This window comes from Pseudomonas sp. MYb185, assembly GCF_002979975.1.
In the GTDB taxonomy this organism is placed as follows: domain Bacteria; phylum Pseudomonadota; class Gammaproteobacteria; order Pseudomonadales; family Pseudomonadaceae; genus Halopseudomonas.
Genome location: NZ_PCQD01000005.1, coordinates 224,784 through 250,788, shown reverse-complemented (window position 1 = coordinate 250,788; position 26,005 = coordinate 224,784). Strand labels below are relative to the sequence as shown.

The window sequence follows — 26,005 nt, the reverse complement described above, 5'->3', positions numbered from 1 at the left end:
AGATATCTCCCTATTCGATTCGATCCTGCCAAGCATACAGGATGATTCCGCCGCTGGAGACTGGGCCGCACAGGCCGAATTCAAACGGTCGTATGATTTTTGTTGACAGGCCCCGCCACCCACCATACCCTCTGTTGAGCTGCACAACGATGCCCCGCGACGGCTGCGCCGTTGCCTCAATGAAACAGCCCTATAAGGATGAACCCATGACTACCGTTGCCGACATCATCAACAACATGGAAGGCAAGTTCAATCCGGCCGCCGCGGCTGGCCTGGATCTGGTTTTCCAGTTCAACATCGAAGATGACTCCAACTTCTACGCTGTCATCAAGGACGGTACCTGCTCCGTCAATCAGGGTGATGCCGAAGACCCGAACGTCACGCTGATCATGGATGCTGCCACGCTGCAGGGCGTCATTTCCGGAGAAACCGACGGCATGCAGGCCTTCATGGGCGGCAAGCTGCGCGCTGAAGGCGACATGATGCTGGCGTTGAAGCTTGGTGAGCTGTTTCCGGTCTGATCGGACAACAACACAGCCACAATGAAAAACCGGAGCCTGGCTCCGGTTTTTTGCTCTTGGCTACCGTCACCCGGTCACATAGATACAACCAATCCACCTCCAACACGGTTTCTGATAAGCAATGCTGGCTGTTGGCAGGCCTCGGATGCTGCAGTAGATTGACCAGCGACCACGCCTATATCAACAAGGACAAGACAGATGCAGAAAACCCAACTGTTCGATCTGGACGGAAAAATCGCCCTGGTGAGCGGTGCCAGCCGTGGCATCGGTGAGGCCATTGCCAAACTGCTGGCCCAGCAAGGCGCCCATGTGATCGTTACCAGCCGCAAGATCGATGGCTGCCAGGAAGTGGCGGACGCCATTGTCGCCGCAGGTGGCAAGGCCACTGCCATGGCCTGCCACATTGGCGAGATGGAACAGATCACTGCCACCGTCGAGGCCATTCGCAGCCAGTTCGGCAAGCTCGACATCCTGGTCAACAACGCCGCTACCAACCCGCACTTCGGTAATGTACTGGATACCGATCTGTCGGCCTTCCAGAAGACCGTCGACGTGAATATCCGCGGCTACTTCTTCATGTCGGTCGAAGCCGGCAAGCTGATGCGTGAGAACGGCGGCGGCGTCATTCTCAACGTCGCCTCGGTCAACGGCATGGTGCCGGCGATGATGCAGGGTATCTACTCGATCACCAAGGCGGCGGTCATCAACATGACCAAGGTATTCGCCAAGGAGTGCGCCCAGTTCGGCATCCGCTGCAACGCGCTGCTGCCAGGCCTGACCGATACCAAGTTCGCCTCGGCGCTGGTCAAGAACGAGAGCATCCTCAAGCCGGCATTGGCGCGCATTCCGCTGGGACGTCCGGCCGATCCGAGCGAGATGGCCGGCACCGTGCTGTATCTGGTCAGCGATGCATCCAGCTACACTACCGGCACCGCGATCAATGTCGATGGTGGCATGCTCGCTTGAAACGACGATGCCGGCAGCTTGGCCGGCATCCTTCCCTTCACTCGAAGCCCTTCATCGCCCCCAGTGCCTGGGCGTTCATCGCCACCGGTGACAGCCCGGTGGCACCAATCTCGATCACGTAACGCGCCCCGTCCGCCATGGGCATGAAGCGGATGGCGAAGGCATCGGCATACAGCCAGCCCAGATCCAGGCGGTCCAACCAGCGCCAGGCATCGCGCCAGGGTGGTGTGTCGTGAAGGGGACGGGCCAGCACCGCGCCCATCTCGCGCTGCTGCTCCAGCCTCAGGTAACGGCCATTCACGCCATTGAGCCGGTAGCCATCCTCCAGGCCGAGAATATGCGGCAGGCCGCGCCAGCGCAGCACCTGTACTTCCAGCTCCCAGAGATCGCCATGCAAAGGCAGTTGATGGCTGCCGGCAGCGGCATCCAATCGCGCCTCGTACTGCTGCTCGGCAATCTGCCGCAATTCCAGCGTGGCTACCCGGCCCCCATCGGTGATGCTGCGGAACTGATACAGCTCCCAGGCCACTGCCGCCGCTGATACACACACACCCAGCAACAGCAGCAGGCCGCACCCCTTGAGCCAGCCAAGCAACCATTCCAGACGCCAACCGAAACGTAGCGTCAGACACAGCAACAGCAGCGCGAGGCATCCCACCAGCGCTGCCAGACCAGCATATTGCATGCGAACTCCTTGTAGACAGTCAGGCCGGAACCGGCGGCTCCGGCTGGCCGGCCAGCCGCGCCAGGTAACAATCGATCAACCAGCGTGAAATGGTGCCGTGCGGCGGAATGGAAGGTAGCTGGTCGACATGCCACCAATGGGCTTCCTCGATTTCCCCGGGTTGGGGCACGATCTCGCCTCCCGCGTAGCGGGCGTGAAATCCCAGCATCAGCGAATTGGGGAACGGCCAATTCTGGCTGCCGAGGTACTCCAGCTGATCGACCTCGACGCCCACCTCCTCCATTACCTCGCGGCGCAGGGCTTCTTCCGCCGACTCGCCCGGCTCGATGAAACCGGCCAGGGTGCTGAAGAAACCCGAACGGAAATTCGCCGAACGCGCCAGCAGGACCTCATCGCCCCGCGTCACCAGAACGATGATGCAGGGTGAGAGTTTGGGATACTGGCGATTGCCACAGGCGCTGCATTCCATGGCCCGTTCGTCGAGTCGCACCTGGGTTGGTTGGCCACAACGGCCACAGAAGCGATGGGTGTCATGCCAGATATCCAGCTGCTGGGCCACGCCGAGCAGACGGAAGGTGGAGTCATCCACGTGCCCAAGCAAACCACGCAGACCATGCCAGGACAGTCCCGGCAGGTCGATCTGTTCCTTGACCCGCACCAGTTGACAGGGCTTGTCATCGACCAGCCCCAAGGTCAGCTGATATTCGGCATCACCCAGATAACGCGCCATGTCCGGATCATGCAACAGGTTGCCCTGATACATCGCGAAGGATTGCTCATGACGAATCAGCACCCAGCCATCCCCGCGGGTTTCAGTCGATATCGATGCGGTGAAGCGGGTGAATTTCTGCATGTCAGGCACCTACCGTATAACCAAGTTCTGCCAGGCTGTCTTCGGCCAGAGCCAGCACATCACCGGTATTCACCGAAGAGCGCTCCGCCGATTCCAGATAGAATTCGATGCTGGTCAGTGCATCGGCAAGTATTTCCAGTTGCTGCACGCCTGGTACCTTCTGTTGCTCCAGCATCGCTTCGCGGATAAAGCGCGATGCCGTGCGAATAATGTCTGCCGCCCGGGTCATGCCGAGGAAAATCAGACCGCCACGCACGGTTTCCAGGGTCGCCGGCACGTTCAGCAGGTGCATGCGGTCATTACCCGATTCGATATAGGCGGTTACCGCCCTTCTGGCAAGAGCCAGGCCGGCCTGGGATTCCTCCACCAGTACAATATGCGCTTCCTTGAGCTCGACTGGCGCTGGCTGCTGGTCCTCGGCAAAGACCGCAGCGCCCTCACCTTCGCTCTCCATGCGGGTGACAGTCAGTTCGGCATGCAAGACCGCATCGGCAACCTGTTCCAGGACACCCTGGTCACCCGCCCGCCAGCCATCAAGCAGCTCGGCGGCGCGGCGAATCTGTTCGGAGACGCTGGTCATGTCCAGCATACCCAGGGTCTTCCACAACCGCTGCAGTGATACATCCAGGGTTTCCAGTGACTGCTCGGCATCACCGGCATTGCGCGCCAGCAGGTCGAGCAGATCCTTGATCGCGTTGATTTCTTCATGCAGCGCCTCGGCAACCGAGCGCATGACATCGGCCCCCGGCCCGCGCAGGCTGGCAAAGTCATGCTGCAAGGCTGCCTCGGTGTAGCCTGGATCCGGCAGGTTGACCGCTCGCCGGACCTCTTCGCACAACACGCAGCGCGAGTCGGCCAGCGCCACCAGATACAGCAGGTCGCGGCGCAGCCGAGCGGTATCGTCCGACTCGGTGCCGCCCGCCACCAGCCGCTTGATCTGCCGATCCAGACGCGAATACAGGCGCTTGCGCTCCCCGGTCAGCTGCAGCGGTACCCGCTCCACCGCCTCCAGCGAGGCCGAGGCGATCCAGCACAGCGTGGCGGCACGGTCATCCAGGCGGGTCTCCCAGCGCTGCAGCGCCCGCTGCATCAGTGAAATCCCGGCCCCCGGCCGCTCATCACGGATCATGCCCAGCAATCCCAATTGATACATCTGGCGCAGCCGCGCAAAGGTCCGGGGATCGAGCGGCTGGCGCGCGCCATCACGCAGGGCCGCCGGCATCCGGTATGGGTCCAGGGGATAGAAATGGCTTTCCGGCAGGGGTTGCATATCCGGTCTGTGCGAACGCAGTTCGTTGATCACCGGCAACAGCAGTTCGGGGCGTTCGCGCCCCTGCTGGCGGCACAGATGCAGATAGCGTTGCAGCAGGAACAGGCTGTTGCACAGCGTCGACAGTGGGGCATTGCGGCCCTCGCCCTCATGCACCGGGATATCGGTCGCCAGGGCGATCATTTCCTCGAGCAGCAAGGCGGCGCCGTCCAGCTCGATCAGATTCAAGGTTCCGCGCAGTTGCTGCAACCCTTCGATGGCCTGTTGCAGCAGGCTGCCATTATGGCGCTCCTCGAGGAACTGCTGCAGCAGCTCCTCGACGCCGGTCACGCTGACAAAGAGTTCGTCCCTGACAAGATCAAGTGATGTGGCACCGGTTAACATCGCTTCAGTCTCCTTCGTCCCTGCAGTCAGACTGGCACGCTCAATCGGCGAACTCGGCTGGTTTTCTGCTCATGTGTGCCGCCACCGCCAGCTTGAGGTCTTCCGACTGCAGCATGGCCGCGTTCCAGGTCGCTATGTAGTTCAAACCATCGGCAACGCTGTGGTCGCGGCTGTAGCGAATCATTTCCTTGGTTCCGCGGATCGCCAGGGGGGACTTTGCAGCAATCTGCGCGGCGATGTCCATCACACCTTCGATCAATGCGCCATGATCTGCGTATACCCGGTTGACCAGCCCCAGCTGCGCCGCCTCATCGCCATACACCGCCCGTCCGGTATAGGCCAGTTCCCGCATCATGCCATCCCCGATAAGGTGGGGCAATCGTTGCAAAGTGCCTACATCCGCCGCCATGCCCATGTCGATTTCCTTGATGGAAAAATGCGCATCGCCGGTAGCATAACGCATGTCGCAGGCAGCGATCAGATCGATGGCACCACCGATGCAATAGCCGTGAATCGCGGCGATGACCGGCTTGCGGCATTCATCGACTGCATTGAAAGCAGCCTGCAGACGCAGGATGTTGCGGCGTATGCGCTCGGCATTGCGACCGACATCCTGCACCATATCGCCGGCGGCCTGCGCCAGCATGGTCAGATCGATTCCCGCCGAGAAGTTGTTGCCAGCGCCGGAAATCACCGCCACGCGGACGCTGTCGGTCTGGTCGACCCAGTCGAACACCTGCACCATCTCGGTCCAGAACGCCTCGTCCATGGCGTTGGCCTTGGCCGGACGATTGATCATGACATGAGCGATAGCGCCCTGCTGCTCGACTTTCAGTGACTGATATTGGTGCATGTGTAGCGGCTCCCTGATTGCCTGTGCTGAGACTGGCCCTGCATCGATGGCCAATCACGCACTATATCAAGCATGGGTATCAGCGGCATACCTTGGGCGGCATTCGCCATTTCGATCTGTGGCAGGCTCCGCAATTTCGCATCGACGGCCTTTTGCCACAGACCGAAACACGCTAGTCAGACGCTCGCATCGACCGCTTCGGATTGACTCCACAAGGCGAAGCCGGCGGCCTTCTCGATGGCCGCAATGCGCTCGGCATGGGCGGCCAATTCGGCCTCGCTGGCCCGCGGCACCTGCAATCGGGGCCGCGTCTGGGGATCGAGTCGACGAATGCTCCCCACCTCCGCAGAACCATGGTCACCGCTGTTCTGACTGGCCAGCAGCAACGCGGTCTGACCACCGGTCATCACCAGATAGACGTCAGCCAGGATTTCCGCGTCGAGCAAGGCGCCGTGCAGGTCACGCTGGGAGTTGTCGACACCATAGCGTTTGCACAGGGCATCGAGGCTGTTGCGCTGGCCGGGATGCTTTTCACGGGCGATCAGCAGGGTGTCCACCACACCGCAATGCTCGGCGACCCGTCCGTGGCGACCGCCAAGCCGCTCCAGCTCAGCGTCGATGAAACCGACGTCGAACGCTGCGTTGTGGATGACCAGCCGCGCCCCTTTGATGAAGTCCATGAAGTCATCGACCACATGGCCGAACAACGGCTTGTCGGCAAGAAACTCGTCGCTGATGCCATGCACCGCGAAAGCGCCTTCCTCTACCTCCCGCTCGGGATTGATGTAGACATGGAAGTGGCGGCCGGTCAGGCGCCGGTCGATCAACTCGACACAGCCGATCTCGATGATCCGGTGACCTTCCCGTACTTCGATACCCGTGGTTTCGGTATCCAGAACGACTTCACGCATCCAGAGCACTCCTCCTGCCCAACACCTGATCTACTCCGCGATTGGCCAGCTCATCGGCCAGGTCATTTTCCGGATGACCACTGTGCCCCTTGACCCAGCGCCAGTCCACCTGATGCTGGTTGACCAGCTCATCCAGCTGCTGCCACAGGTCGGCATTCTTCACCGGCTGGCGGCTGGCGGTTTTCCAGCCACGCTTCTTCCAGTTGGGCATCCATTCGCGGATACCCTTCATGACATATTCCGAGTCGGTGGTCAGCAATACCCGGGCCGGTTTCTTCAATGCCTGCAGCCCGCGGATGGCCGCCGTCAGCTCCATGCGGTTGTTGGTGGTGTTCAGCTCGCCGCCGAACAGGGTCTTCTGATGTTCGCCCAGGCGCAACAACACCCCCCAGCCGCCGGGGCCCGGATTCCCCTTGCAGGCGCCGTCGGTAAATATCTCGATCGTATGACTCATTGCTTGTTCCGTTTGTGTGCCCGTCGGTTGCCGGCAACCAGTGGCGGCAGGCTCAGCGCCGGGAACGCCATGCCACGCTGCCGGCGCGGCATGGCGCCGAGGGTCTGGCGCCGCGCAAGCAGAAAATAGAAGCCACCGCCCGGCAGCTGATGCCGTTCGCCCAACGCTTCGATGCGCGCAAGCCGGTCCAGCCAGGCCTGCGATTTGAGGGGCGGACGATAGCATCCATCGACGCGTTTCTCCACCGCAAAACCCAGCAGGTCGAGCCAATCGGTCAGCCGCGCCGGGCTGATGAAACCGGCTTCACTGAACCAGTCACGTCCGGCGAAGTGATTGAGCCCCCAGCAACTCCAGGGATTGAAGCCGAACACCAGCAGATGGCCGCCGGCACGTACCGCCTGGCTGGCCTCGCGCAACAGGCTGCGCGGCGACAGGCAGAAGTCCAGACCGTGGTGCAGCAGCACCACATCCAGCGAATGGGGAGCGAACGGCCAATGGGTTTCCTCGACCGGCAACACTGCCTCTCCGGCCAGCAGATCCAGCCGCCAGTGGTTACGCAGCACCGAGCGCTGGTTATCCAGCAGCTCCGGTGCCAGCCCATACTGCACCAGATGCTGGCCGAAGCAGTTGCCCAGTTCGCGACCCAGCACCGCCCGCTCGGTCTCCAGCAGCAGTTGCCCCGGGGCGCTGGTCAACCATTGCCGCGCGCCCGTGAGCAGGCGGATCAGGTCCTCCTGACTGATGGAACGGGACAGTTCGGGAATCTCCATACAGCCTCCGGGTTGGCCTGGGTGATACGACCTCTATAAGATAGCGAAAACAACTATTCCAGGAAGGTGAATGCCCATGCCAACGTTCATTGCGCTACCCGCGTTTCAGGACAACTATATCTGGTTGCTACAGGATCACAGCACCCTGCAGGTCACCGCCGTGGACCCGGGAGACGCCCGGCCGGTCATCACCTGGCTGAGCCGTCATCCGGAATATCAACTCAACACCATTCTGCTCACGCACCACCACCGCGACCACACCGGTGGTGTCCTGACGCTCAAGGCCGCCACCGGCTGCAAGGTCTGGGGGCCGGCCAACGACAGCATCCAGGGCATCGACCGTCCATTGGCGGAAGGCTACCAGCTGCGCCTGTATGAACAGGAAATCGAGGTGCTGGCGGTACCCGGTCATACACTGGATCATATCGCGTTCTTCTGCAATGACCCACAGGAACCCTGGCTGCTCAGTGGCGACACGCTGTTCGCCGGTGGTTGCGGCAGACTGTTCGAAGGCACCCCAGAACAGATGTACGCCTCTTTGCAGCGCCTGGCCAGCCTGCCGGACAACACCACCATCTATTGCACCCATGAATACACCCAGTCCAACCTGCGCTTCGCCCAGGCGGTGGAACCGAACAATCCGGATATCCAGGTACGCCTGGAAGTCGTGGATGAGCTGCGCCGCGATGGCCGGATCACCCTGCCCACCACCCTGGCGCTGGAAAAGCGTACCAACCCTTTCCTGCGCTGCGAGGAACCGCACGTCGTGGGTGCGGCCGCCGCGCACAGTGGCGCGGTCAGCGCCCCCGGGGTGCAGACCTTCGCCGCCATCCGCGCCTGGAAAGACACATTTTGAAATAGTAGCAACGCTGAGCCGAAGCCGCGAACTACAGGTGCCTGTCGAGCCAGGAGCAGGGATGCGACAGAGGGTCCCGCCCGGCTTCCTTGACCCTGGGGAGGCGACTCCCTAGAATCGGGCAAATTTTAACGGATCGGCCCATGACTCTTTCGCCCAACGCACTCAGAAATGGACTCCTGACGCTGTGGCTCGTGGTTCTGGTTGGCTGCCAGACCACCACCGGCACTCCCGACCGCTCTGCGGTCACCTCCGCAGTGCCCGCACACTCCACTACCTCCGCCAAGCGCACCGCCAGCAGCAATACCGTGCGCTGGCGATCGCCGCAGAAAATCGACGAGCCGCGCACCCTGTGGACTCGCATCCGCGACGGCTTCCTGCTCGACCCGAGCGTCATCGACAATCCGCGCATCGATCAGCAAAGGCTGTATTTCGCCTCCCAGCCCCGCTATTTCGAGATCACCTCGCAACGCGCCCAGCGTTATCTGCATTATGTAGTGGAAGAACTGGACAAGCGCGACATGCCGCTGGAACTGGCACTGCTGCCGTTCGTGGAAAGCGGCTACAACCCCATGGCCTACTCCACTTCCAACGCCGCCGGCATCTGGCAGTTCATTCCCTCCACCGGCCAGGTCTTCTCCCTGCGCCAGGATGACTGGTACGACGGCCGGCGTGATATTACCGCCTCCACCGCCGCCGCCCTGGACTATCTGAGCAAGCTCGGCGACATGTTCGACGGTGACTGGTTGCTGGCTGTGGCCGCCTACAACTGTGGCGAGGGCTGTGTCGGTCGTGCGGTGAAACGCAACCAGAGCCTGGGATTGCCAGCCGATTACTGGAACCTGCAGTTGCCTGGCCAGACCATGGACTACGTGCCCCGCCTGCTGGCCCTGGCACAGATCGTCAGCAGCCCGGAGCAGTACGGCACCATTCTGCCGGCGCTGAATGACGAGCCCTACTTTGCTCAGATCACCATCAGACGTCCCCTGGACCTGTACAAAGCGGCAGAGCTGGCGAGCATTTCCACCGATGAGATCAAGTACCTGAACCCGGCCTTCACGCATCGCGTCGTCACTCCCGCCGAACCCTACCAGTTGTTGATTCCAGTGGAGCAGGCCGAACAGTTCAGCGCTGCGCTGACCAAGTTGCCTGACAGTGAGCGCATTCCTTTCACCCGCTATACCGTGCGCCGCGGTGACAACCTCTCGCAGATCGCCCGCAAACACAATCTGAGCGTGAATGCGCTGCGCCAGGCTAACGATATCCAGGGCAGCCTGATCAATGTCGGCCAGACGCTCATGGTGCCTCATGGTGCCACACCCCCGCCGGCCAGCGCTCCCGCAGCGCGCAAGCGTATCTATACTGTACAGTCCGGTGACTCGCTATACAGCATCGCCCGGCGCTTCAATGTCGAGATCAAGCAGCTGCGCGCCTGGAACGGTGTCGACACGCACCTCAAGCCCGGCCAGCAGTTGACCCTGCAGATGCCTTGAGCGGCGTCTGGGCCAGGCTTTCGCTTATAGCCGCAGAATGTTAGCGTACGGACATTCTCTGGCTATGCGACCGTCCATGATACTGCCGCTCAAACTGCTCTGCGCCCTGCTCCTCTTCATCTCGCTGTGCCCCGACGCAGATGCGACGATCTATCGGCAGCATGGCTATGCGGTCTTTGGCCAGCCCAAGTATCCGAACGACTTCACCCATCTCGACTACGTCAACCCGGACGCGCCCAAGGGCGGCAGCCTGCGGGTGATGGGCAGCGGCACCTTCGATACCCTCAACCCCTACACCCTCAAGGGCACCAGCCCGATCAGCACCGGTAACTTCTATCAGTACGGCATCAGCGAGCTGAACGAGCCGCTGATGGTCGGCAGCGGCATCTATGATCCCTCGGGTGATGAGCCCTATTCCGCCTACGGCCTGATCGCGGAAACCCTGGAGTTTCCCGATGACCGTAGCTGGGTGGTGTTCAACCTGCGAGCCGAGGCGCGCTTTCATGATGGCCGGCCGATCACCGCCCACGACGTCGCCTTCAGCTATCGGCTGCTGAGCGAACAGGGGCATCCGAACTACCGGGCGATGCTGCAGGAGGTGGAGCGTATCGACCTGCTCGGCACCTACCGCATCCGCTTCATCTTCAAGAGCAGCAACAACCCCCTGCTGATACTGCGCCTGGGCGAATTGCCGGTACTGCCCGAGCACTACTGGCGCGACCGGCCCTTTGGCGAGACCACCTTCGAGCCGGCACTGAACAGCGGCCCCTACCGCATCACCCAGGTCTCTCCGGGCCGGCGGCTGGTGTTCCAGCGGGTCAAGGACTACTGGGGCAAGGACCTGCCGATCAACCGCGGCAAGTACAATGTCGACCGGCTGGAAGTGGAGTTCTACCGCGACAACAACATCGCCTTCGAAGCCTTCAAGGCCGGCGAATTCGACATCTACCTCGAACACAAGGCGAGCAACTGGGCCAACGCCTATGACTTTCCCGCGGTGACGTCGGGGGCCGTGCTGAAACGGGCCATCGAACACCAGATTCCCGCTTCGACCCAGGCGCTGTTCTTCAATACCCGGCGCAGCCCCTTCGACCAGCGTCTGGTGCGTCAGGCACTCGGCATGCTGTTCGACTTCGAGTGGTCCAACCGGGTGCTGTTCTACGATGCCTACCAGCGCTCGCTCAGCTACTACCCCAACAGCCCTTTCAGTGCCACGGAGCTGCCCTCTGGCCAGGAGTTCCTGTTCCTGAGTGAATACCGTGAGCAATTGCCCAATGAACTGTTCCTGAAACCCTTCAGCCTGCCGACCACCGATGGCCGGGGCATCCCGCGGGAAACCCTGCGCCAGGCGGTGGAGCTGTTCGCCGAGGCCGGCTGGACACTGCATAACGGCCGTCTGCAGAGCCGTGATGGGCGTCCGCTGGCCTTCGAGGTGCTGCTGGTCAATGCGAGCCTGGAACGCATCCTGTTGCCCTGGCGCACCAACCTTGCGCGCCTGGGCATAGACCTGCGCATTCGTACCGTGGACCGCGCCCAGTACAAGGCGCGCCTCGATCAGTTCGATTTCGACATGATCCTCACCAGCCTGCCGCAGAGCCTGTCGCCGGGGTATGAACAGCACGTCTATTTCCATTCCTCCCAGCGCGACGTCAAGGGCAGCCGCAATTATGCCGGCATCGCCAACCCGATCGTCGACGACCTGCTCGGCGAGCTGTTGACCGCCGACACCCGAACCAGGCAGATCGCCGCGGCACAGGCAATCGACCGGGTATTGCTGTGGGAGCACTATACAATTCCAAACTGGTATATAAACTACCACCGCATAGCCCATCGAAGTACGTTGCGGTCACCACCGATTCCGCCCTATTCGCTATCCATCCGCAGTTGGTGGGTGGACGGCAGGACCGATTGAACAAGAAAAGGTCACCTCGATGTTCGATAAATTGAAAACCTGCCTGGGATGCCTGTTGCTGGCTGGCTCCGTGGCCGCCAACGCAGCCCCTGCCAGTCATGCCATGACGCTGTATGGCGAGCCGCCCAAGTACCCGGAAGGCTTCAGCCACTTCGACTACGTCAATCCCGATGCGCCCAAGGGCGGTACCCTGCGCCTGTCCGGCTTCGGCAGCTTTGACTCGTTCAATGGCTTCATCAGCCGCGGTACGCCCGCCGACCAGATCGGGCTGATCTACGACACCCTGACCGCGCACGCGCTGGATGAGCCTTTCACCGAATACGGCCTGCTGGCAGAGCGCATCGAGAGAGCCGATGATAATACCTGGGTGCGCTTTCACCTGCGTCCCCAGGCGCGCTTCCACGACGGCCACCCGGTTACCGCCGCGGATGTGGTATTCACCTTCAACACCCTGATGGAACACGGCGCGCCCTTCTATCGCGCCTACTATGGCGACGTGAAGGAGGTAGTCGCAGACAGCGAGCACAGTGTCACCTTCCATTTCCAGCATGGCCGCAACCGCGAGCTGCCACTGGTGCTCGGCCAGTTGCCGGTGCTGCCCGAGCATTACTGGGCTGAGCGAGACTTCACCCGCAGCGGGCTGGAGCCGCCGCTGGGCAGCGGTCCCTACCGCATCGGCCAGGTACGCCCCGGCCGCTCCATCAGCTACGAGCGGGTGACCGACTACTGGGCCGCCGAGCTGCCGGTACGCCGAGGCTTCTACAATTTCGACCGGATCACCATCGACTACTATCGCGACCTCGGCGTTGCCCTGGAAGCCTTCAAGGCCGGTCAGTTCGACTTCAATGAAGAGTACGCCGCCAAGAACTGGAGTACCGGCTATGACAGCCCGGCGCTGAGCGCCGGACGGATCGTCAAGGAAGAGATCCCCAATCTCAACACCAGGGGCATGCAGGGCTTCGTGTTCAATCTGCGCAAGCCCTACTTCCAGGATGTACGGGTGCGCAAGGCCATCGCCCTGCTGTTCGATTTCGAGTGGGCCAACAGCCGCCTGTTCCATGACGCTTATACCCGCAGCTCCAGTTATTTCGGCAACTCCGAACTGGGTGCCGAAGGGCTGCCGGGCGAGGATGAGCTGGCGCTGCTCGAACCGCTGCGCGAGCATCTGCCAGCGGCCGTGTTCGACCCGGCCTATGTACCGCCGGTCACCGATGGCAGCGGCAATATCCGCGAGCAGCGCCGCCAGGCCTATGCGCTGCTGCAGGAAGCCGGCTGGCGTATCGAGGATGATCGCCTGGTGAATGCCGAGGGCGAACCGCTGAGTTTCGAGTTCCTGCTGATCCAGGCCGATTTCGAGCGGGTCCTGCTGCCATTCAAGCGCAACCTGGCTTCGCTGGGCATCAACATGGAACTACGTCGCATCGATGTGTCGCAGTACGTCAACCGCCTGCGTTCCCGCGATTTCGACATGGTCGTCTCCAGCTTCGCCCAGTCCAACTCGCCGGGCAATGAGCAGCGCGAATACTGGCATTCCAGCAGTGCCGACAACCCCGGCAGCCGCAACCTGATGGGACTGCAGGATCCGGCCATCGACCAGTTGGTGGAAGGTCTGATCCAGGCCGATTCCCGGGCCGAGTTGGTCACCCATACCCGCGCGCTGGACCGGGTACTGCGCGCCGGCCATTATCTGGTACCCAACTACCACACCAGCATGTACCGCGTAGCCTACTGGAAGAAGTTCGCCCATCCGCCGGTCGCTCCCAAGTATGACCTGGGGCTGTACACCTGGTGGGCGACCAGCGTGGCGGAACAACCGGCCCCCGTGCTCCTGCCCGACCCTGCGCAGGAGAACTGAGCCATGCTTGCCTACATCATTCGGCGCCTGCTGCTGATCATCCCGACCCTGTTCGGCATTCTGCTGATCAACTTCCTGATCATCCAGGCCGCTCCCGGTGGCCCGGTGGAGCAGATGATCGCCAACCTCGAAGGCTTCGAGGGGGCCACCAGCCGGATTTCCGGCAGCACCCAGGGTGAGGTGGCCAGCGGCAGCAACTACCGCGGCGCCCAGGGCCTGGACCCGGACATCATCGCCGAGATCGAGCGTATGTACGGCTTCGACAAGCCGGCGCATGAACGTTTCTGGCTGATGATCAAGGGGTATCTGACCTTCGACTTCGGTGACAGCTTCTTCCGCGACGCCAGCGTCATCGACCTGATCATCGAGAAGATGCCGGTTTCCATTTCCCTGGGGTTGTGGACGACTCTGCTCACCTACCTGATCTCCATTCCACTGGGCATCCGCAAGGCCATCCGTCACGGATCGGCGTTCGACGTCTGGACCAGTTCATTGATCATCGTCGGCTATGCCATCCCCGGCTTCCTGCTGGCCATACTGCTGATCGTCCTGTTCGCCGGCGGCAGCTACTTCGACTGGTTCCCACTGCGCGGACTGACCTCCAACAACTGGGAAGAACTGGATACCTGGGGCAAGATCCTCGATTACCTGTGGCACCTGGTGCTGCCGATCACCGCCATGGTCATCGGCAGCTTCGCCACCCTGACCATGCTGACCAAGAACTGCTTTCTCGATGAGATCGGCAAACAGTACGTGACCACCGCTCGGGCCAAGGGCTTGTCGGAGAATCGGGTGCTGTACGGCCACGTGTTCCGCAATGCCATGCTGTTGATCATCGCCGGCTTTCCCTCGGCACTGATCAGCGTGTTCTTCACCGGCGCGCTGCTGATCGAGGTGATCTTTTCCCTGGATGGCCTGGGCCTGCTCGGCTTCGAGGCCGCGATCAATCGCGACTACCCGCTGATGTTCGGCACCCTGTACATCTTCACCCTGCTGGGGCTGGTGGTGAAACTGATCGGCGATATCGCCTATACCCTGGTCGATCCGCGCATCGACTTCGAAAGCCGGGAGGGTTGAGCGATGTTCCATTTCCAGTTGTCACCGCTCAATCGCCGGCGTTTCGCGCGCTTTCGAGCCAATCGCCGCGGTTGGTGGTCGTTGCATGTCTTCATGTTGCTGTTCGTGCTCAGTCTGGGCGCCGAGTTCATCTCCAACGACAAGCCGCTGCTGCTGAGCTACCAGGACGAGCTGTATTTCCCGGTATTCAAACGCTACGCCGAAACCGAGTTCGGCGGCGAGTTCCCCATCGAGGCGGACTACCGCAGCCCCTATGTACGCGAACTGATCGATGATGCCGGTGGCTGGATGCTATGGCCACCGATCCCCTATAGCTATCAGACCATCAACTACGACCTGCAGCTGCCGGCACCGGCTCCGCCTTCGGCGGACAACTGGCTGGGCACCGATGACCAGGCCCGGGACGTCATGGCCCGGGTCATCTACGGCTTCCGCATCTCGGTGCTGTTCGCCCTGACCCTGACCATCCTCAGCTCCATCATCGGTGTCATCGCCGGGGCCATCCAGGGCTTCTATGGCGGGCGCATCGACCTGTTCGGTCAGCGCTTCATCGAGGTCTGGTCGGGACTGCCGGTGCTCTATCTGCTGATCATCCTGGCCAGCTTCGTGCAGCCCAACTTCTGGTGGCTGCTGGGCATCATGCTGCTGTTCTCCTGGATGGCGCTGGTCGATGTGGTGCGCGCCGAGTTCCTGCGTGGACGCAACCTGGAGTATGTGCGTGCGGCCCGGGCGCTGGGCGCCGGCAACACCAGCATCATGTTCCGCCATATCCTGCCCAATGCCATGGTCGCCACCCTGACCTTCTTCCCCTTCATCCTCACCGGCGGGGTGATCACCCTGACTTCGCTGGACTTCCTGGGCTTCGGCCTGCCACCCGGCTCGCCCTCGCTCGGCGAGCTGATCGCCCAGGGCAAGGCCAACCTGCAGGCACCCTGGCTGGGCATCACCGCCTTCGTGGTGCTGTCGGTGATGCTGTCGCTGCTGGTATTCATTGGCGAGGCGCTGCGGGATGCCTTCGACCCGAGGAAATGACATGACGCAACAGCCATTGATACGGATCGACAATCTCAGCGTAGCCTTTGCCAGCGAGCGCGAGGAAGTGCTCGCCGTACGCGGCGTGAGCTTCGACATCCAGCCGGGGCAGACCCTGGCGCTGGTCGGCGAAAGCGGCTCGGGCAAGTCGGTGACTGCCCACTCGATTCTGCGCCTGCTGCCCTACCCCCAGGCGCGGCACCCCAGCGGACGCATCCTGTACCAGCAGCAGGACCTGCTCAGCGCTCCGGAAAAGCAACTGCGCAAGGTACGCGGCAATCGCATCTCGATGATCTTCCAGGAGCCGATGAGTTCATTGAACCCGCTGCACACGGTGGAGCGGCAGATCAACGAGGTGCTGTTCCTGCACAAGGGGCTGGACAAGAAGGCCGCGCGGGCCCGTACCCTGGAGCTGCTCGACCTGGTGGGGATTCCCGAGCCGGCCAAGCGCCTCGGTGCCTATCCCCATGAATTGTCCGGCGGCCAGCGCCAGCGGGTAATGATTGCCATGGCGCTGGCCAACGAGCCGGAGCTGCTGATCGCCGACGAGCCGACCACGGCACTGGACGTCACCGTACAGCTGAAAATTCTCGAGCTGCTGCAGTCACTGCAGCGCAAGCTTGGCATGGCCCTGCTCCTGATCAGTCATGATCTGAACCTGGTGCGAAAAATTGCCCACCGGGTATGTGTCATGTACCAGGGTCAGGTCGTCGAACAGAACGATTGTGCAGAACTGTTTGCCAGGCCGCAGCATGAATATACCCAGCAGTTGCTGGCTGCCGACCCTACCGGAGGTCCGGTTCCCATGGATCCGGAGGCACCGGTGGTCATGCGTGCAGAGCAGTTGCGGGTGTGGTTCCCGATCCGCCAGGGTGTATTCAAGCGCACGGTGGATCACATCAAGGCGGTCACTGACGCCAGTTTCAGCCTGCAACGCGGGCAGACACTGGGCATCGTCGGGGAAAGCGGCTCGGGAAAAACCACCCTTGGACTGGCACTGTTGCGACTGGTCGAGAGTCAGGGCCTGATAGAATGCAACGGTCAACGTCTCGATGGCCTCGACCAGCGCGCGGTACGACCAGTACGGAGGCAGTTCCAGGTGGTGTTCCAGGACCCCTTCGGTAGCCTGAGCCCACGCATGTCGATTGCGCAGATCATCAGCGAAGGGCTGGAGATCCATCGGATCGGCAGCACCGCCGAGCGCGAGCAGATGGTCATCCAGGCACTGCAGGAAGTCGGTCTGGACCCGGACAGCCGGCATCGCTACCCGCACGAGTTCTCCGGCGGTCAGCGTCAGCGCGTGGCGATAGCCAGGGCGCTGGTGCTCAAGCCGTCGCTGATCCTGCTGGATGAGCCGACCTCGGCCCTGGACAGGACGGTGCAGGGCCAGGTGGTCGAATTGCTGCGTGAGCTGCAGCGCAAGCACAATCTGAGTTATCTGTTTATAAGCCACGACCTGGCGGTGGTCAGGGCCCTCAGCCATCAACTGATGGTCATACGCCAGGGTGAAATCGTAGAACAGGGACCGGCCGAGCAGATCTTTGCCTCGCCGCAACATGACTATACCCGTCAGTTGCTGGAGGCGGCGTTCGCCCACCCGGTATCCGATAAGTCGGCCTCGGTTTGAGGCCATAGCAAAACAGGAAAAGAACATGGGATTTCTAAGCGGAAAGCGTGTACTCATCGTTGGCGTAGCCAGCAAACTGTCCATCGCATCGGGCATTGCCGCGGCCATGCACCGCGAAGGCGCTGAACTGGCCTTCACCTATCAGAACGACAAGCTCAAGGGCCGTGTCGAAGGTTTCGCCAGCGACTGGGGTTCCAGCGCGGACATGTGCTTCCCCTGTGATGTGGCCGATGATGCACAGATCGAGCAGGTATTCGCCGAGCTGAGCAAGAAATGGCCCGATGGTATCGACTGTATCGTGCACTCGGTCGGTTTCGCCCCTGGCGACCAGCTGGACGGCGACTTCACCGAAGCCACCACCCGCGACGGCTTCAAGATCGCCCATGACATCAGCGCCTACAGCTTCGTGGCCCTGGCCAAGGCGGGTCGCGAACTGCTGAAAAAGCGCAACGGCAACCTGCTGACCCTGACCTACCTGGGCGCGGTACGCACCATGCCGAACTACAACGTCATGGGCATGGCCAAGGCCAGCCTGGAAGCTGGCGTACGCTACCTGGCCGGCAGCCTGGGCGAGGACGGCATCCGCGTCAACGCCATCTCCGCCGGTCCGATCCGCACCCTCGCCGCCTCAGGCATCAAGAGCTTCCGCAAGATGCTGGCCTACAACGAAGCGCGCACCCCGCTGCGTCGCAACGTGACCATCGAGGAAGTCGGCAACGCCGGCGCCTTCCTGTGTTCGGATCTGGCTTCCGGTATTTCCGGCGAGATCCTCTATGTCGATGGCGGCTTCAACACCACCGCCATGGGCAGCGTCGACCAGGAATAAGCTGTACGGCAGCCGCCGAGCGGCGGCTGCCTCCCTCTCTCGGCCGGATTTACTCGCCCGTTACCGACTGGATTACCGGGTCGTCCAGATCCCAGCCACCACCAATGATCGCTGCCAGCTGCAGCGTCGCCGCCAACCTCTCCGCGTGAATATCCACCGCCACCCGCCGGGTGCTCAAGGTGATGTTCTGCGCTGTCGCCACTTCCAGGAAAGACACCTGCCCCGCTCGATAGCGGTTGCTGATCACCCGCTCGTTCTCCAGCGCCAGTTGCAACAGGGCGTCCTGCTGCTCGGTCTTCTCGGCGAGAATCTGCAAGGTGGCCAGTGCATCCTCCAGCTCCCGCAGACTGTCGAGCACGGTCTGGCGGTAGAACGCTGCCTGTTCATCGTAGCGGGCGATGGCCATGTCCCGGGTCGCCGCGCGTTGACCTCCATCGAAAAGCGTCTGGGCCAGCGTTGGCCCCAGTGACCAGACCCTGGCCGGCGCGTCGAACAAGCCGCTGAAGCTGCCGCTCTGCACTCCTCCCCACAGATCCAGCGTGAGGTCCGGCAGCCAGGCGGTCTGGGCCACGCCGATGCGGGCATTGGCTGACGCCACCAGCCGTTCAGCAGCGACCACGTCCGGACGCCGGGCGATCAGTACCGCGGGCAGGCTTTGTGGCAAGGCGGGGATGGCCGGCAGTTGCTCCCCTTCCTGTTGCAGGCTGAGTTCGGCCGGTGCGATGCCCAGCAGGGCTGCCAGGGCATTCTGCTCCCGGGCCCGTGCGGCCTGCAGGTCGTACATCTCGGTACGCAGCGACTGGCGCTGGGTTTCGGCCTGGATCACGTCGGCCCGGGAGACGATACCGGCCTCATACTGGTTGCGGGTCAGGGTCGCGGAGCGGTCGTAGGCGGTCATGGTCTCGTTGAGGATGTCCTGCTGACGATCCAGCGCGCGCAAATTGACATAGGCGCCGGCCACCGCCATCTGAATGGCAAGACGGGCCGCCGCGAGGTCGGCGGCGCTGGCCTGCAGACTGGCCCGATCGGCCTCGATCTCCCGGCGCACCCGGCCCCAGAGATCCGGAGCCCAGCCGATCTGTAGACGCGCATCGTACTGTTCGGAAGCGGACCGCCCAGTGTCACCACTGCCACCGCTGCGGCTGCCACCCAGGGTCGCGCCCACCTCGGGACTCAAGCCGCCGCGGGACAGTCGCCACTGGGCCTCGGCAGCGCGGAAGCGGGCTTCGGCCTGGGCCAGGGTCTGGTTCGCCTGAGCGCTGCGCTCCACCAGCGCAGTCAGGGCGTCGTCCTCGAATGCCAGCCACCAACTACCGCTGGCTGCCCAGCTCTGCGCGGGCATTGGCTTCCAGCCCTCCTGATGGCGCACGGTGGTGGTATCCGCGATATCGGGCTGGGTATAGTCCGGCCCCAGGGTGCAGGCGGACAGCAGAACGGCAAGCAGAGTCAGGAATAGCGACGATATTTTCATGGCGATGGATTCATTGGGTCGGCCGGTTGCTCCCGGTGGCGCAGCACCCGCTGACGCAGGCGCTCCAGATACAGGTAGATGACGGGGGTGGTGTACAGGGTCAACAACTGGCTGACCGCCAGCCCACCGATGATGGTGATGCCCAGCGGTCGGCGCATTTCCGCTCCTTCACCAAAGCCCAGCACCAGCGGCACCGCACCGAGCAACCCGGCGAGATTGGTCATCAGGATCGGGCGTAGCCGCAGCACCGCTGCGTGGCGAATCGCCGCCTGGGGTGACAAACCATCACGACGTTGAGCCGCCAGGGCGAAGTCGATCATCATGATGGCGTTCTTCATCACCACTCCGATCAGCAGGAACAGACCCAGCAGCGCAATCAGGCTGAAATTCGTACCGCTGAAATTCAACGCCAGCAATGCGCCAACCCCGGCCGACGGCAGGGTCGAGAGGATGGTCAGCGGATGCAGGGTGCTTTCGTACAACACCCCCAGCACCAGATAGACAGCCAGCACCACCCATAGCAGCAGCCATGGCTGGTTGAGGTCGACACTGAAATCCGGGCGCCCGGAGGACGCCGGCACCGTATGCACGCTGGTCGGCAGCATGATCTCACCAAGCACACGATCGATGGCCTGCTCCGCCTCATAGGCCGTCACACCAGGGGCTAACGCATAGCCGACACCGACCGAGGCGAACTGCCCGTCATGCCGCACCCGGTCGCTGGCCATGCCGTAATCCCAACGGGCGAAGGAGGACAGCGGGACACGGGTGCCGACATCGGTGATCACCTCGATCTGCCCCAGCACTACCGGATCTTCAGTGTAGCGGGGGTCGAGTTCCATCACTACGCGGTACTGGTTCAGCTCATCGTAGAGGGTCGCCACCTGGCGCTGGGAGAAGGAGTTGTTGAGGAGCGAGGCAATGGTCGCCATATCCACACCCAGGCGACGGGCGGCCTCCCGGTCTATATCGAGTACCACCTGGCGCGTCTCTTCACCACCGGCCGAATCAACGTCCACCAGTTCAGGCATATCCTGCATGGCTTCGGAGACCCGTTGCGACCAGAGCTTCAAGGCCTCCAGTGAGTCGGAGCGCAAGACCACTTCGTGCTCGCTGCGTCGAAACGGCGAGCCCAGGTGCAGATCCTGATCCACCATCAGCATCATCATCGCGCCCGGAATCTGCGGGGTGTTCTCCCGCAGCCGTTCGACCACCTGCTGGGCGGAGACGCCACGCTGTTCCAGCGGTTTGAGATTGATCGACAGTTGCGCATTGGTGGTGCCGCCGGCGCCGCCACTGGTGCCGGTAAGGTCCTGCACCGCCGGGTCGGCGAGGATGTACTGGCGGTAGGCTTCGATCTTCGGCTGCATGACCCGGAACGAGAAGCCATCGTCACCCCGCACGAAGCCGCGGATCTGACCGGTGTCCTGCTGCGGCAGGGTTTCCTTGGTGATATCGACATACAGCCAGGCATTGCCGGCGATCACCACCGCCAGTGCCAACAGGATCAGCACACCATGGCGCAGTGCCCAGTCGAGCGTCCCCTGATAGCCGTCACGCAGCGCAGCGAACAGGCTTTCGCTATACCGCGCCACCGGCCCGGGTGCCTGCTGCGCCCGGCTTTTCAACCACAGCGCGCACAGACTGGGCGTCAGCGTCAGGGACACCAGCAGGGAGATGAGCATGGCCGCGGCCAGCGTGATGGAAAACTCGCGGAACAGCCGCTCCACCACCCCACCCATGAACAGGATGGAAACGAACACCACCACCAGCGCCACGTTCATCGCCAGCAGCGTGAAGCCGACCTCCTGGGTTCCCTTCAACGCCGCCTGGAAGGGTGTCAGGCCGTTTTCTATATGCCGCTCGACGTTCTCCAGCACCACGATGGCATCGTCCACCACCAGTCCCGCAGCGACGATCAGCGCCATCAGCGACAGGTTGTTGAGGGAAAAACCATAGAAGTACATCACCACGAAGCTGCCGACCAGCGATACCGGCAGCGCCACCGAGGGAATCAGCGCGGTGCGCGCACTGCCGAGAAACAGCCAGACCACCAGCACCACCAGCACCGAGGCCAGCACCAGAGTGAACTGGGCCTCGTTGAGCGTGGCACGGATCACTGGCGAGCGGTCCATCACCACCGCCAGCTCACTGTCGGCGGGCATCAGCGCCTGCAGCTGCGGCAACTGCTCATGGATGGCATCGATGGTACGCACGATGTTGGCGCCACTCTGGCGGCTGATCATCAGGATTACCGCTGGGTCGTGGTTGTGAAAACCGCTGGTGTAGCGGTTTTCCACCGAGTCGGCAACGCTGGCCACATCGCCCAGCCGTACCACCGCACCGTCGCGGTGGCGAATCACCAGTTTGCGGTACTGCTCGGCGGTACGCAGCGAATCACTGATGCCTACCCGCCAGCGGTGCTCCTCGTCTTCAATGAAACCCAACGGATACAGAGCGGTGCTCTGGGTGATGGCATTGCGCACCTCATCCAGGGCGATACCGTTATGTAGCAGTGCGCCTGGGTCCAGCTGCACCCGCACCGCCGGCAGCGAGGCGCCAGTGACGCTCACCTCCCCCACCCCGGTGACCTGTGCCAATTTCTGCGCCAGGATGGTGGAAGCCGCATCGTAGAGATCGCTGGAATCCAGGTTGGCCGAGCTGAGCGCCAGTGCCATGATCGGCGCCTGGGACGGGTTGACCTTGCGATACTCGGGGTTACCCGGCATGCCGGCGGGCAGTTCGCCACGCACGGTGTTGATGGCAGCCTGCACTTCCCGCGCTGCCTCGTCGATATTGCGGTCCAGTTCGAACTGCAACATGATCTCGGTGGAGCCCTGGTTGCTGCCAGAGGTGATGGCGACCACCCCGGAGATACTGCCCAACGCCCGTTCCAGCGGTGTAGCGACGGTGGTGGCCATGCTTTCCGGGCTGGCCCCCGGCAGGCTGGCGCTGACCGTGATTACCGGAAAATCCACCTCCGGCAGTGGTGCCACCGGCAGCAGCCGCCAGGTCAGCAGACCGCAGGCCAACAAGGCCAGGGCCAGCAGACAGCTGGCTATCGGCCGACTGACGAACAGGCGCGCCGGGTTCATCAACCCTGACTCGCCACGTCCGCACCGGCCGGGTTGTGGCGGCGCCGGCTCAACCGGTCAAAGAACAGGTACACCACCGGCGTGGTGAACAGCGTCAGCACCTGGCTGACCAGCAGGCCGCCGACCATCACCAGCCCCAGCGGCTGGCGCAGCTCGGCCCCCGAACCACTGGCCAGCATCAGCGGAACCGCGCCAAACAGTGCCGCCAGCGTGGTCATCAGAATCGGTCGGAAACGCAGCATCGCCGCCCGGTGAATCGCCTGGCGTGGCGCCATGCCCTGGTTGCGCTGGGCCTCGAGGGCGAAGTCCACCATCATGATGCCGTTCTTCTTCACCAGGCCGATCAGCAGGACCACCCCGACCACCGCAATCATGTCCAGTGCCCGGCCACTGATCAGCAGCGCCAATAGCGCACCGACCGTTGCCGACGGCAAGGTGGAAAGAATGGTAATCGGATGGATGGTGCTCTCATAGAGCACACCCAACACGATGTACATGGTCAGGATCGCAGCAAGAATCAGCCACAGGGTATTGGACAGCGAAGCCTGGAAGGCTTCGGCTGCGCCCTGGAAACGGGTCTCGATCTCCGCCGGCATGGCCAACTCCTGCTTGACCTGCTCGATCGCGGTTATTGCTTGGCCAAGCGAGGCCTTGGCCCCCAGATTGAAGGACACCGTAGCCACCGGGAACTGGCCCTGATGGTTGACCATCAGCGAGGTCGCGCGCTGGTGCAGCCGCGTCAACGTGGCCAGTGGCGCCTGGCCACCGGAGGCGGTAGATACATAAATGTTGCTCAGCGCCTCCGGGCCCCGGGCCAGCGCAGGGTCCATCTCCAGCACCACCCGGTACTGATTGGCCTGGGTGAACAGTGTAGAGATCTGTCGCTGGCCGAAGGCGTTCTGCAGCACCTCGGCGATGGTCGAGACGCTGACGCCGAGACGCGCTGCGGCGTCGCGGTCGATTTCCAGGTAGAGCTCCTGTCCGCGCTGCTGCAAGTCGGACGCCACATCGGTCAGTTCCGGCCGCAGGCTAAGGGCATCCACCAGGCGCGGCGTCCACTCACCCAGGGTCTCGCTGTCGAGGCTGGTAAGGGTGAACTGGTACTGGGTCCGGGCGACCCGGTCCTCGATGCTCAACTCCTGCACCGGTTGGAACCAGGCCTGGATACCCTCCACCTCGGCGGCGCGCTGACGCAATCGCTCGATGACGGTGAACACCGTTTCGCTACGCTCAGCGTGCGGTGGCAGATTGATGAACATGCGCCCACTGTTGAGACTGGTGTTGGTGCCATCCACGCCGATGAAGGACGACAGGCTGACCACCCCGGTATCCTCGAGCAACGCCGCGGCCAGCGTCTGCTGCCGCTCGCCCATGGCGCCGAAGGAGATATCCTGGGGAGCTTCGGTCACCACCTGGATCACGCCGCTGTCCTGCACCGGAAAGAAATCCTTGGGCACGGCCAGATACAGCAGCGCGGTCAGGGCAATGGTCGCCAGCATCACCAACAGCATCAGCGGCTGGCGATCCAGCACCCAGTCGAGCAGCTCACCGTAGCGACGAATGGTCCTGCTCATCAGGCTGCGGCCCTCTGCCTGCTCATCATGGACCAGCGGCTCGCGCAGCATGCGTGCACACATCATCGGCGTCAGCGTCAGGGACACCACCAGGGAAATGGCAATGGCCACGGCCAGCGTCACAGCGAACTCGTGGAACAACCGGCCGACCAGGTCGCCCATGAACAACAGCGGAATCAGTACCGCGATCAACGACAGGGTCAGCGAGATCAAGGTGAAGCCGATCTGCGCCGCTCCCTTGAGTGCAGCCTCCATCGGCGAGGCGCCCTGCTCTCGATGCCTGGCGATGTTCTCCAGCATGACGATGGCATCGTCCACCACGAAGCCGGTGGCGATGGTCAGGGCCATCAGCGTCAGGTTGTTGATGGAAAAGCCCATCAGGTACATGAAGCCGAAGGTGCCAACCAGTGACAGCGGCACCGCAACGCTGGGGATGATGGTGGCGGGAATGCTGCGCAGAAAGGCAAAGGTCACCAGCACCACCAGAAAAATCGCGAACAGCAACTCATGCTGCACATCACGTACCGAGGCGCGGATGCTCTGGGTACGGTCGGTGAGCACCATCACGTCCACTGCCGCCGGCAGGGTCGCGGTCAACTGTGGCAGCAGCGCCTGTACCCGATCCGCCACCTCGATGACGTTGGCACCAGGCTGGCGCTGCACGTTGAGTAGTACGGCCGGCTGGGTGTCTGCCCAGGCCGCCAGAAAGCGGTCTTCGGCCCCATCAACGATGGTCGCCACATCTCCCAGGCGCAGTGCGGCACCCTCCTCCCAGGCGAGGATAAGATCGCGATAATCCTCCACTGAACGGATCTGGTCGTTGGCATCCAGCATGGTGGTGCGGTGCGGGCCGTCAAAGCTGCCCTTGGGCTGGTTGACGTTAGTGGCGGCGATGGCCGCACGCACATCATCAAGGCTCAGGCCACGGGCCGCCAACATCGCCGGATTGGCCTGCACCCGCAGCGCCGGGCGCTGGCCGCCGGCGAGGCTGACCATCCCCACCCCGGACAACTGGGCGAGCTTCTGTGCCATGCGGGTGTCCACCAGGTCGTGGATCTGTGGCAGCGGCATGGCATCGGAGGTGATGGCCAGGGTGAGAATTGGCGCGTCAGCCGGGTTGACCTTGCGGTAGATGGGTGGTGCGGGCAGGTCATTGGGCAACAGACTGTCGGCAGTATTGATTGCCGCCTGCACTTCCTGCTCCGCCACGCCGAGATCCACCTCCAGACCGAACTGCAGGGTGATGACCGAGGCACCGGCAGAGCTGGTGGAGGACATCTGCTTGAGGCCGGGGATCTGCCCCAGGTGCCGCTCCAGCGGTGCGGTGATGGTGCGGGCAGTGACGTTCGGCCCCGCACCGGGCTGGAAGGTGAAGACCTGGATGATCGGATAGTCCACCTGCGGCAACGCCGCCACTGGCAGCATCCGCCAGGCGATGATGCCGGTGATCAGAAATGCCAGCATCAGCAGCGAGGTGGCAACCGGGCGCAGGATGAAGGGGCGCGACAAGTTGCTCATTC

20 protein-coding genes are annotated in these 26,005 nt (G+C 62.6%); 10 read left to right on the top strand and 10 right to left on the bottom strand.

Annotation, left to right across the window (positions count from 1 at the left end):
* The first annotated feature begins 206 nt into the window (after nucleotides 1-206).
* Entirely contained in the window at nucleotides 207-521 is a 315-nt protein-coding gene (locus tag CQ007_RS09945; RefSeq protein ID WP_105645668.1) for an SCP2 sterol-binding domain-containing protein, read from the top strand.
* 198 nt (nucleotides 522-719) lie between these two features.
* Nucleotides 720-1,487, top strand: a complete 768-nt coding sequence (locus CQ007_RS09940; protein ID WP_105645667.1) for an SDR family oxidoreductase — start codon at nucleotides 720-722, stop codon at nucleotides 1,485-1,487.
* 37 nt (nucleotides 1,488-1,524) lie between these two features.
* Here the strand turns inward: CQ007_RS09940 and CQ007_RS09935 are convergent, their stop codons facing one another.
* The 7 genes from CQ007_RS09935 to CQ007_RS09905 all read right to left on the bottom strand — a co-directional run bounded on the left by CQ007_RS09935 (nucleotide 1,525) and on the right by CQ007_RS09905 (nucleotide 7,667).
* Nucleotides 1,525-2,172 carry a hypothetical protein gene (locus CQ007_RS09935; protein WP_105645666.1) on the bottom strand — a complete coding sequence of 216 codons (648 nt, stop codon included), beginning with the start codon at nucleotides 2,170-2,172 and terminating at the stop codon, nucleotides 1,525-1,527.
* A gap of 19 nt (nucleotides 2,173-2,191) precedes the next feature.
* Nucleotides 2,192-3,025 (bottom strand): NAD(+) diphosphatase, encoded by an 834-nt coding sequence (nudC, locus tag CQ007_RS09930; protein ID WP_105645665.1) that lies wholly within the window; start codon nucleotides 3,023-3,025, stop codon nucleotides 2,192-2,194.
* Nucleotide 3,026: 1 nt separating this feature from the next.
* Complete coding sequence (locus tag CQ007_RS09925; RefSeq protein WP_105645664.1) at nucleotides 3,027-4,679, bottom strand: ferrous iron transporter B; 1,653 nt, start codon at nucleotides 4,677-4,679, stop codon at nucleotides 3,027-3,029.
* 40 nt (nucleotides 4,680-4,719) lie between these two features.
* A complete protein-coding gene (locus tag CQ007_RS09920) occupies nucleotides 4,720-5,532 on the bottom strand; it encodes a crotonase/enoyl-CoA hydratase family protein (protein WP_105645663.1) in 813 nt (270 codons plus the stop codon).
* Between the two features lie 176 nt (nucleotides 5,533-5,708).
* Entirely contained in the window at nucleotides 5,709-6,443 is a 735-nt protein-coding gene (gene dnaQ, locus CQ007_RS09915; RefSeq protein WP_105645662.1) for a DNA polymerase III subunit epsilon, read from the bottom strand.
* Nucleotides 6,436-6,897, bottom strand: a complete 462-nt coding sequence (rnhA, locus tag CQ007_RS09910) for a ribonuclease HI (RefSeq protein ID WP_105645661.1) — start codon at nucleotides 6,895-6,897, stop codon at nucleotides 6,436-6,438. The genes dnaQ and rnhA overlap by 8 nt, the downstream gene beginning before the upstream one ends.
* Complete coding sequence (locus CQ007_RS09905) at nucleotides 6,894-7,667, bottom strand: class I SAM-dependent methyltransferase (RefSeq protein WP_105645660.1); 774 nt, start codon at nucleotides 7,665-7,667, stop codon at nucleotides 6,894-6,896. The genes rnhA and CQ007_RS09905 overlap by 4 nt, the downstream gene beginning before the upstream one ends.
* Nucleotides 7,668-7,743: 76 nt before the next feature.
* Between CQ007_RS09905 and gloB the strand changes: the two genes are divergently transcribed.
* From gloB to fabI, 8 genes are all read left to right on the top strand, one after another.
* Nucleotides 7,744-8,523, top strand: coding sequence for a hydroxyacylglutathione hydrolase (gene gloB / locus CQ007_RS09900; protein WP_105645824.1), 780 nt, complete (start codon nucleotides 7,744-7,746; stop codon nucleotides 8,521-8,523).
* A 143-nt stretch (nucleotides 8,524-8,666) separates the two neighbouring features.
* Nucleotides 8,667-10,016: a LysM peptidoglycan-binding domain-containing protein gene (locus CQ007_RS09895; protein WP_105645659.1), complete on the top strand. Its 1,350-nt coding sequence runs from the start codon at nucleotides 8,667-8,669 to the stop codon at nucleotides 10,014-10,016.
* 76 nt (nucleotides 10,017-10,092) lie between these two features.
* Complete coding sequence (locus CQ007_RS09890; RefSeq protein ID WP_105645658.1) at nucleotides 10,093-11,928, top strand: extracellular solute-binding protein; 1,836 nt, start codon at nucleotides 10,093-10,095, stop codon at nucleotides 11,926-11,928.
* A gap of 19 nt (nucleotides 11,929-11,947) precedes the next feature.
* Nucleotides 11,948-13,783 (top strand): extracellular solute-binding protein, encoded by a 1,836-nt coding sequence (locus tag CQ007_RS09885; RefSeq protein WP_105645657.1) that lies wholly within the window; start codon nucleotides 11,948-11,950, stop codon nucleotides 13,781-13,783.
* Nucleotides 13,784-13,786: 3 nt separating this feature from the next.
* Nucleotides 13,787-14,860 carry a microcin C ABC transporter permease YejB gene (locus tag CQ007_RS09880; protein ID WP_105645656.1) on the top strand — a complete coding sequence of 358 codons (1,074 nt, stop codon included), beginning with the start codon at nucleotides 13,787-13,789 and terminating at the stop codon, nucleotides 14,858-14,860.
* A gap of 3 nt (nucleotides 14,861-14,863) precedes the next feature.
* Nucleotides 14,864-15,892, top strand: a complete 1,029-nt coding sequence (locus CQ007_RS09875) for an ABC transporter permease (protein ID WP_105645655.1) — start codon at nucleotides 14,864-14,866, stop codon at nucleotides 15,890-15,892.
* 1 nt (nucleotide 15,893) lies between these two features.
* Complete coding sequence (locus tag CQ007_RS09870) at nucleotides 15,894-17,519, top strand: ABC transporter ATP-binding protein (RefSeq protein WP_105645654.1); 1,626 nt, start codon at nucleotides 15,894-15,896, stop codon at nucleotides 17,517-17,519.
* A 25-nt stretch (nucleotides 17,520-17,544) separates the two neighbouring features.
* Nucleotides 17,545-18,345, top strand: coding sequence for an enoyl-ACP reductase FabI (gene fabI, locus CQ007_RS09865; RefSeq protein ID WP_105645653.1), 801 nt, complete (start codon nucleotides 17,545-17,547; stop codon nucleotides 18,343-18,345).
* A 49-nt stretch (nucleotides 18,346-18,394) separates the two neighbouring features.
* On the opposite strand, the gene CQ007_RS09860 is transcribed toward fabI, so the two are convergent.
* The 3 genes from CQ007_RS09860 to CQ007_RS09850 are packed head-to-tail and all read right to left on the bottom strand — an operon-like array spanning nucleotide 18,395 to nucleotide 26,003.
* Nucleotides 18,395-19,816, bottom strand: coding sequence for an efflux transporter outer membrane subunit (locus CQ007_RS09860; protein ID WP_105645652.1), 1,422 nt, complete (start codon nucleotides 19,814-19,816; stop codon nucleotides 18,395-18,397).
* Nucleotides 19,813-22,911, bottom strand: a complete 3,099-nt coding sequence (locus CQ007_RS09855; protein WP_105645651.1) for an efflux RND transporter permease subunit — start codon at nucleotides 22,909-22,911, stop codon at nucleotides 19,813-19,815. Before CQ007_RS09855 ends, CQ007_RS09860 begins: the two co-directional genes overlap by 4 nt.
* A complete protein-coding gene (locus tag CQ007_RS09850; RefSeq protein ID WP_105645649.1) occupies nucleotides 22,911-26,003 on the bottom strand; it encodes a multidrug efflux RND transporter permease subunit in 3,093 nt (1,030 codons plus the stop codon). Before CQ007_RS09850 ends, CQ007_RS09855 begins: the two co-directional genes overlap by 1 nt.
* Nucleotides 26,004-26,005: the final 2 nt, after the last annotated feature.